The organism is Pseudoalteromonas prydzensis, assembly GCF_011050055.1.
In the GTDB taxonomy this organism is placed as follows: domain Bacteria; phylum Pseudomonadota; class Gammaproteobacteria; order Enterobacterales; family Alteromonadaceae; genus Pseudoalteromonas; species Pseudoalteromonas prydzensis_A.
Window position 1 is genome coordinate 41,401 of sequence record NZ_DRGM01000104.1, and the last position, 8,799, is coordinate 50,199.

Sequence of the window (8,799 nt, forward strand, 5' to 3'; positions counted from 1 at the left end):
GCTTTATTCGTCCTCATCACCCAGATCAAAGGTCGGCATCATATCCATTTGCGGTGACACAAATGTTTGTTCTGACAGTGTATCGAGCACCGCACTTAACAATGGCCCATGGGTCAGAGTCAACTGTGCATGATGTGCATCAGTTACTAAGTCTGCAAACGCCGGGTTATGAGCTTCGATAATATAATCTGCAATAGTAATAGCAATACTGCTATCTGATGCTGGATTTTGACAAAGCTGGGTAAGTAAGTCGTCATCTAAAAGTACGCTTAGCGAAAGATCTGGGGTCGATAAATCTCGCTCACTTAAGTTCTCATCAAAAAGAAATAACGGAAGGGTTAAACTGCTATCTTGCTCTAATTCCATGTGCTGCTCTCTAAATACGGCTGTTCAGGCTTTTAATAGAAAGATTATAGCAAATAATAGCATCAAAAATTAGCTAAAGATTTCAGCAGTTAGTGGCTTTTTACCCACCAACTGTTGAAATGTAACGGCACTCACTGTGCATTTTGGTAAATCTACCAAGGTAGAGTTTCACCATTTGCATGCCAAAAACCACCGCTATTACTGAGATTGAGTTCATCAATACGCTTTGTTAAGCACTGTGCAGACTCCTCTGCTGAAATATCACCTGCAAAATTAACCATTTGCGTTTGCACAAAGCCAGGGTGAAATAACCCAACAGCAATTTTTTTACTGTTTAGCTCATGAGCTAAACAGACTGATGCCGCGTTAAGTGCAGCCTTTGACATGCGATAACCAATATAATCACCTGAGTCATTGTCTGTAATCGACCCTAAGCGACTGCTGATCATGGCGACTTTCGCATCGACCCCAAGGCAATGCAGTAAGGCATGGGTAACCCGAATTGGTGCCACAGCATTTACTGCAATTTGTTGATTGATGGTGTCAAAATCCATCTCTGCCATACTTTCATTATGGAAAATACCGGCATTGTTGATCAGCAGGTCAATCTTATGGCCATGTAACTGGTTTTCAAGAGCCGCAATGTCTGCGCCATTTGCAACATCGATATTACTGATCACGGTGACCGCTAACTCTTTCAGCTCGGTGCTTGGGGTACGTACCACGGCTGTGACATGATAGCCCTTTGCTAAATATTGCCGACATAAATTAAGGCCGATACCGCGGTTTGCGCCTGTAATTACCACGTGCTTTGTCATACTTTTGCTCCCATTTTATATACAATCAATAACTGAGAGTTTGGGGCAAAGAAAAATAAAAAAAGCACCAAAGTGCTTTTTTAGTCAATTTAATTAACCGTAACTAGCTGCATTTCACGTCATTCATAGCGGAGGTCATAATTGAAAACACCGCACCTTGTGGATCGGTGATCACACTAAAACGACCCACTTCAGGAATATCGGTTGGTGGTACACAAATTTCACCGCCAAGTTGCTGGGCCGTTGTGGCATAGTTATCACAATTATCAACGGCAAAATAAATCATCCAGTGAGCAGGAATATCAGCAGGCCATTCATCCGTCATTTCAAGCATCCCTGCAACCGGTTGATCGGCGACTGTAAATAACGTGTAGTTCATTCCCTCCATTGGTTTTTCAACGCTTTGCCAACCCAGTAACTGGCAATAAAACTCACGGCTTGCGGCACTATTGCGAGTTGCCAGCTCATGCCAATACGGGGTATTTAACTCACTTAAGCGTTTGCATCCTTGATGTTGATTGCCTTGCCATAAAGCAAACAATGCGCCACCTGGTTCATTAAGTAACAGCATGCGACCCGCGTCCATTACATCATGCGGCCCTGCGATAATCTCAGCACCTAATTGTTTGGCTTTTGCAGCCACTTCATCAATATTATCTACCGCAATATAAGCTAACCAATGGCTCGGCGTCGCTGCGTTTTTTTGTTCGTTCGACATTTGATACATGGCAGCAATATCATCACCTTGCTTTTGCAACATAGTGTAATAAAGATCATCACCAAGCGGTTGATCATCCGCCCCCCAAGCAAAGAGTTCAGTATAAAAAGCTTTACCATTTTTCCAATCTGATGTGCATAACTCTGACCAACAGAAAACCCCATGGGGATGATTTGTTTTTGTTTCGCTCATGGTTCATTCTCCTTAAAAAATATATTTATTAAAGTTAAAGGAGGAAAGCCATTTTAGCCAATTTTATTTGTAGCATCAGCCGTTATTGATCCTGGTAACACAAGGCTTCATTCAATTAATCACAACAGTGAAGCACGATTCAAGTTGAAAATATTGATAATGGTATTAAATAAATGTATAAATACGAATAATTTTTACTACCATCATAAATAGTGATTACATCGTGCCCATGAAATATTATTTACCGTTTTTACTTACTCCTTTAGCAGCACTGGCTAATACTCAAACTGATATTGAACAGATCACAGTATCAACCACTCGTAGCACTGCCCCTGTAAGTACAGTACCTGCGACAATTAACGTGATCAGCGCAGCAGACATTGCAAAGCAATTAGCACATACGCAAGATCTGTCGCAGATCCTTGGTAACTTATTACCGAGTTTTTCACCAAGCAGGCAAAAAATGACCAGTGCAGGTGAAACGCTACGCGGCCGTGAACCGCTTTATATGATTGATGGTGTGCCACAATCAAACCCGCTACGCAATGGCTCTCGTGATGGCAATACCATTGACCCTGCGATGATCGAGCGCATTGAAGTGATCAGCGGTGCCAATGCAATTCAAGGCATGGGCGCCAGTGGCGGTATTATCAATATCATTACCAAAACCCCTGGAGATGATAATCATCAAGTAACGGCCGGATTTAGCGCGCCAACAACCGGTGGTAGTGGTAGCGATAGCCAAAGCTATAAAGCCAGCTACTTATTTAGCCAAGAGCAAGACGATTTAAGCATAGTAGCGGGCGTGTCAGCACGCAGCACTGGTATGTACCGTGATGGCAATGGCGATTTAGTCGGTCTCGATGGCGCTCAAGGTGATACCCAAGACTCAACCAGCCTAGATTTGTTCTTTAAAGCCAAGTACCAATTAGACAGTGAACAAAGCCTACAAGTGATGCTTAACCATTACAAAATTGAAGGGAATGGCGACTATTTAGCAACCAATGGTGATGTAACAAACGGGATCCCGACTGGCGCTGAAAAAGGTGATATCGAAGGAGAAGCGCCGCGTAACCGTGTTACTACTGCCACTGTTGACTATGTACATAACAATATCGCTGGCGGTAGTTTATCACTGCAAGTATTTATGCAGGATTTTGCTGCCATGTACGGCGGTGGTAACTTTGCGACATTCCAAGATCCTGCTTATGGCGATGATATTTTTGATCAATCGCAAAACAAGTCACAAAAGTTCGGTAGCCGCTTAACCTATGCGAAAAATAACCTTGCTGGCAGTGATTTTGATTTAGTTACCGGGCTTGATTTATTAAGCGATGAAACCTATCAAGAACTGGCGCAAACTGGCCGTAACTGGGTTCCAGAAACTAAATTTGATAATGCCGCACCATTTGCACAACTGCGTTTTGATGGCCTTGAAGATTGGACCTTCAACGTCGGCGCTCGCTACGAATACGGTAAGTTAAAGGTAGATGACTTCACCACGCTGGCTTCTTACGGTAGCCAATTTGTTGAAGGGGGTGAGCCAAGCTTTAACGAGTTGCTGGGCAATGTGGGGGTTGTTTATCAAATCACTAAAGATTTACGTTTTTATGCCAGCTACAGCGAAGGCTTTAGCATGGCTGATGTGGGGCGAGTACTGCGTGGTATTAACCAACCGGGTTTATCAGTTGAGAGCTTTTTAAACCTTGAACCAGTAATTTCAGACAACCGTGAAGTCGGCCTTGAATACAACAATGATTTAATTAGTTTTAAAGCCAGTTATTTTGAATCAGACTCTGATTTAGGTTCACGTTTACAAGCAGATGCCGATGGTATTTACAGTGTACAACGTGAACGTACTGAAATATCAGGGGTAGAGGCAAGCTTACAATACTTCCTCAATGACGATACTAGCTTTGGTGCCAATTATGCGGATACCCAAGGTCAATATGATGGTGATGGTGACAATGTTGTAGAAAGTGATTTAGGCGGCAGCAATATCTCACCAACACGCCTTAACTTATTTTGGCAGCAACAGTGGCTCAATAACATCGACAGTCGCTTACAAGTCAATAAGCTATTTGACCGTGACTACAACACCGGTGGTGAATTTACCGGTTACACTACGGTTGATTTATCAGTTAACTATCAAACGCAACAATACGGCGCATTTAGCTTAGGGATTGATAACTTAACCGATAAGTTTTATATCACTTATTATGGCCAAACTAACCCAGCCGCCACCCGTTACTTTGCAGGCACGGGGCGCGTTGCTAGTATAAATTGGCGTTTCGGCTTCTAACAACAGGTTAATCCTTAAAAAGAGCGCTTAAGCGCTCTTTTTAATGACTATGGCCACCGCCTAGCGCTTTACCGCTGGCGTCATAAAAACCCGATGCACCATGCTCTATAAATCCTAAGTTGATCATTTTAGCTAAGAATGGGTCGCCTTCATTATCACCTATATCCGCATAATCGGTGGTTTGATAGCTATCCCAGCGGGCAAATTGTTGCAACACAGCTGCTTTATCAAAACGCACAGTAGCCAAGGTTAATGTTTGTGTTAACTGTGGTTTGCTAATACGCATTGAGCTTACCAGCTTTTTATTGACCAACCATGCAAGCTCAATCTTAGTATCACCTTGCACTAATTGATAATTTTGCAGTTGCTCACACCCTTCGCCCTGCTCACTTTTGAGAGTCATTTTTGCAATAAAATCATCACTCACTAACTGATATTTAGTACTCCAATCTTGCTGAACTTGCACTTCTGTTGGCTGATATTCAATACCACGCTGCTGCGTTTGAAAATAACGAATTGGCCGAATTTGCTGATTACTCAATTGCTGCCACATTTCGACTAACTCACGGCCTTGTTCGGCAACCTGATGCGGTGTTCGCCACAAGGTAAATTGCTCAGTCTGTGCTAGCGTATTGGCTACTGCTTGCTTACTAACCTGATAGTTTGCTTGTACATATTGGTTATCAAGCGCGCACTGTGCAGCACTGGCCAGTGGACTTATTAACACTAAAGATAAGATGATTTTTTTCATTAAATTCTCTTTCCGATGTAATACGGTAGATCACTGTAAAGTGTTTGTTTGGCAAATTAATGACAAAGAGCAACTCAAATGTGAGTTGCTCTTTTTGTTAAGCGTATTTCGCTATCATTGCTTAGTTAGCCACTTTTTGCTCGGCTTGCTTTACTAAATCAGCAGCATAATCCATCACATGGAAAATAAAGCTCTGCTCGTTAGTACCCGTGACCAGATGCGCACCAGGACCACGGGCATAAACACCAACATCTTCACCAGCATGGGTTTCAGATGAAAGAGGCACTAACGCTTCTTGGTGGAAACCAGGGCTTTGCGTGTCAACATCAGTCAAATCAACACGACCCGTTACTGGAGCAAAGTTGTAGCCTGCTTCAGCATCTGTTTCTTCACCTAAATCTCTAAAACCACCACCATTCGTATAACCAACTGTAGTGTATGGCATGTTATCGGCAGCAAGGCTTGGCTCAGTTTCACCAACAGCCACCACTTTACCTAAAATTGGATTACCGCGTTTAGGGTAGCCAGCAATGGTAAATACATGGCTATGATCGGCAGTTACAATAATTAATGTATCTTCGATACTGGTTTTATCAAGCGCCACTTGCACCGCTTTTGACAGTTCAATCGTATCGTTTAACGCGTTATAGGCATTGCCCGCATGGTGAGCATGGTCAATACGCCCAGCTTCAACTGTTAAGAAGAAGCCTTTGTCGTTATTATCTAGTACGTCTAATGCTGTTGCTGTCATCTGTGATAAAGATGGCTCGCCAGCAATATCATTGCTACGGTCAGCTTCATACTGCATGTGGGATTCATTAAACAAACCAAATACTTGCTTAGTATTAATCACATCAATCGCATCAAAACTCGCTTGGTCCATCACATATTGACCAGTTGGATATTGAGCCTGCCATTCTGCAGTTAGGTCGCGACCATCAGTACGATCCCCTTCCACACTACTCACCGCATCAGCAGAGTTAAATGCTGCATCTTTAGGTAAGAAATGACGGCGACCACCGCCCATTACCACTTCGATACCATCAACGTCTATTCCAGCAAAACGTGCTTCTAAGTTCTTTTCAAAATTAACCAGTTGCGAGGCGATATCTTCACAATTTGCAGCCTCAGACTCTGGCATATCAGAAATATCTTCCCAGTTACGGCTCGCCGATTTTGCATAAGTTGCCGCTGGCGTTGCATGGGTAATACGTGCTGTTGAGATAATCCCAGTTGATTTACCTGCAATTTCAGCCAATTCTAATGAAGTAATAAGCTCATGGCCTTTGCCTGATAAACAATTGCCATTAACCACGGCCTCATCAATACCAATAACACCAACATCTGTTTTTACACCCGACGCCATAGCGGTCATGGTGCCGGCTGAGTCAGGTGTTTGTGCATCAACATTGTAGGTTTTAGCAAAACCAGAAAACGGCAGTGTTTCAAAGCTTAACTGATGCTCTTCGCCCATTTTACCTTGTAACTGACCGGCTAAAATACGCGCTGCTGTTACCGTTGAAATGCCCATGCCATCACCAACAAACAGAATGACATTTTTTGCTTTGCCAGACTCTTTAACAATATTAGCGATATTATCTTGGCTAGTAACTAACTTGGTTTGCGCTTCTTTAAACCAAGTATTGGTCGTAAGCGGTGCTAACTGCTGAGCATTTAATGACGTTGCCGGGTCATTACAAGCTACCGTTGAAGCCGTGACTTCATCGGCATCAAGCTCACCATTTTGATTACTGTCTTCACCCGTTTGGGTTTCAATGCCACCATTGATACATTGCTCAGAGCCAACTGCAATGGTATTTTCCACACTCAGTGACTCAATTTTATCGTCATCATCAGAGCAACCCGCCAAGGCAACAACCACGGCAAGAGAGATTAAATTTAATTTTTTCATTATGATCACCATTATTCTTCTATTAGTTCGAGCGCTTGATTGATAATGTGGAAAATCACATTTTGTTCCACCACACCTTGTGCTAACTGCGCGCCAGGTCCCGTTGCGTGTAGTGAAATATCTTCACCAGCGTGGGTTTCTGAGCCCATAGGAACTGTTGCTTCTTGATGAAAGCCTGGTGTTAAAGTATCAATTGCAGACAAATCAACACGTCCTGCAATCGCGGCCTCTAAATATGACGCATCGGCATCGGTTTCATCACCTAAATCTCTAAAGCCTAAGCCATTTGCATAGCCTACCGTGGTATATGGCATACCATCAGCCGCAAGTGTTGCTGTATCACTGCCAACAGCTACAACTTGGCCTAAAATTGGGTTACCGCGTTTTGGATAGCCAGCAATGGTAAATACATGGCTGTGATCGGCTGTAACTAAAATCAGCGTTTCGTTTGGATCGGTATTTTCAACTGCGGCTTTAACCGCATTGGCAAATTCAATGGTGTCATTGAGTGCGTTGTAAGCATTACCCGCGTGGTGGGCGTGATCGATACGACCCGATTCAACCGTTAAGAAAAACCCTTTTTCATTATTCTTTAAGATATCAATCGCTTTAGTCGTCATTTGCGTTAATGAAGGTTCACCTGCAATATCATTGCTGCGGTCCGCTTCATATTGCATGTGCGATTCATTAAATAATGCAAATACGCGTTTAGTATCGCCATTTATTGAGTCAAAGCCTGCCTGATCAGTAATGTATTTACCATCACTGTACATTTGCTGCCATTGTGCTGTTAAATCGCGTTCATCGGTGCGGTCACCCTCAACACCACTCACTGCATCAGCAGAATTAAATGCCGCGTCTTTTGGTAAGAAATGACGACGACCACCGCCCATCACCACTTCTAGACCATCAACATCTACACCGGCAAAACGCGCTTCTAAATTCTTTTCAAAATTAACTAACTGTGAGGCGATATCTTCACATCCTGCGGCAACCGCAGCTTCAGGCATATCTGAGACATCTTCCCAATTACGATCTGCCGACTTTGCATAAGTCGCAGCGGGTGTTGCATGGGTGATCCGTGCGGTAGAAATAATACCCGTTGCTAAGCCTTTAATTTCTGCCAGTTCAGTGGTGGTGATCAACTCATTCCCTGCAACTGTGCTGCAATTACCACGTTCGATACTTTCGTTAACCCCAACCACACCGACATCAGTTTTAACACCCGATGCCATTGCTGTCATGGTGCCAGCCGAATCAGGCGTTTGCGCGTCCACGTTATACGTTTTTATTTGCGCGGAGTATGGAAACTCTTCAAAACTCAAAAAGCCTTCTTCACCTAAAGCACCTTGTTGCTGACCGGCAAGAATACGTGCGGCTGTTAACGTTGATACACCCATACCGTCGCCGACAAATAAAATCACGTTTTTTGCTTTTGTTGCTGGTGCGGTATTAGCCATTGCCTGTTTAGCGGTTATTTTGCTTTGTGCAGCGCTATACCAATCACTTTTCATTTGATTATCTGGTAGCACACCTGCATTAGCACCCGCCTAGTATAAACGCTCTGATTATTACTAACTTTCTTGACCATAACGTATCAATGGAACTTAAAAATGAAAATTAATAAAATTGCGTCTGCAATTGGTTTAACACTGGCGTTGTCGGCGGGGGCTAATGCAGGGGTGCTACCAGATAATCAAATGAAAAGTGATTGGTATAGCGCTGCACAAAGCAAAATAA

Annotated in this window: 6 protein-coding genes and 1 pseudogene; 1 reads left to right on the top strand and 6 read right to left on the bottom strand. The window is 43.2% G+C overall.

Annotation, left to right across the window (positions count from 1 at the left end; all coding sequences use genetic code 11):
• Positions 1 to 3 precede the first annotated feature (3 nt).
• The 3 genes from ENH88_RS09780 to ENH88_RS09790 all read right to left on the bottom strand — a co-directional run bounded on the left by ENH88_RS09780 (position 4) and on the right by ENH88_RS09790 (position 2,094).
• Positions 4 to 366, bottom strand: coding sequence for a hypothetical protein (locus ENH88_RS09780; protein ID WP_304182081.1), 363 nt, complete (start codon positions 364 to 366; stop codon positions 4 to 6).
• 152 nt (positions 367 to 518) lie between these two features.
• A complete protein-coding gene (locus tag ENH88_RS09785; protein ID WP_304182082.1) occupies positions 519 to 1,184 on the bottom strand; it encodes an SDR family oxidoreductase in 666 nt (221 codons plus the stop codon).
• 103 nt (positions 1,185 to 1,287) lie between these two features.
• Positions 1,288 to 2,094 carry a VOC family protein gene (locus ENH88_RS09790; RefSeq protein WP_304182084.1) on the bottom strand — a complete coding sequence of 269 codons (807 nt, stop codon included), beginning with the start codon at positions 2,092 to 2,094 and terminating at the stop codon, positions 1,288 to 1,290.
• Between the two features lie 229 nt (positions 2,095 to 2,323).
• On the opposite strand from ENH88_RS09790, the gene ENH88_RS09795 reads away from it, so the two are divergent.
• Positions 2,324 to 4,396 carry a TonB-dependent receptor gene (locus ENH88_RS09795; RefSeq protein WP_304182086.1) on the top strand — a complete coding sequence of 691 codons (2,073 nt, stop codon included), beginning with the start codon at positions 2,324 to 2,326 and terminating at the stop codon, positions 4,394 to 4,396.
• Positions 4,397 to 4,436: 40 nt separating this feature from the next.
• Here the strand turns inward: ENH88_RS09795 and ENH88_RS09800 are convergent, their stop codons facing one another.
• From ENH88_RS09800 to ENH88_RS09810, 3 genes and pseudogenes are all read right to left on the bottom strand, one after another.
• Positions 4,437 to 5,147: a hypothetical protein gene (locus ENH88_RS09800; protein ID WP_304182087.1), complete on the bottom strand. Its 711-nt coding sequence runs from the start codon at positions 5,145 to 5,147 to the stop codon at positions 4,437 to 4,439.
• 121 nt (positions 5,148 to 5,268) lie between these two features.
• Positions 5,269 to 7,059 carry an alkaline phosphatase gene (locus ENH88_RS09805; RefSeq protein WP_304182088.1) on the bottom strand — a complete coding sequence of 597 codons (1,791 nt, stop codon included), beginning with the start codon at positions 7,057 to 7,059 and terminating at the stop codon, positions 5,269 to 5,271.
• An 11-nt stretch (positions 7,060 to 7,070) separates the two neighbouring features.
• Positions 7,071 to 8,603: pseudogene (locus ENH88_RS09810) on the bottom strand (alkaline phosphatase); the annotation flags it as partial.
• Positions 8,604 to 8,799: the final 196 nt, after the last annotated feature.

Coding starts and splice junctions, on each gene's coding strand:
- ENH88_RS09780 (WP_304182081.1), bottom strand. CDS start 366: ATGGAATTAGAGCAAGATAGCAGTTTAACCCTTCCGTTATTTCTTTTT.
- ENH88_RS09785 (WP_304182082.1), bottom strand. CDS start 1,184: ATGACAAAGCACGTGGTAATTACAGGCGCAAACCGCGGTATCGGCCTT.
- ENH88_RS09790 (WP_304182084.1), bottom strand. CDS start 2,094: ATGAGCGAAACAAAAACAAATCATCCCCATGGGGTTTTCTGTTGGTCA.
- ENH88_RS09795 (WP_304182086.1), top strand. CDS start 2,324: ATGAAATATTATTTACCGTTTTTACTTACTCCTTTAGCAGCACTGGCT.
- ENH88_RS09800 (WP_304182087.1), bottom strand. CDS start 5,147: ATGAAAAAAATCATCTTATCTTTAGTGTTAATAAGTCCACTGGCCAGT.
- ENH88_RS09805 (WP_304182088.1), bottom strand. CDS start 7,059: ATGAAAAAATTAAATTTAATCTCTCTTGCCGTGGTTGTTGCCTTGGCG.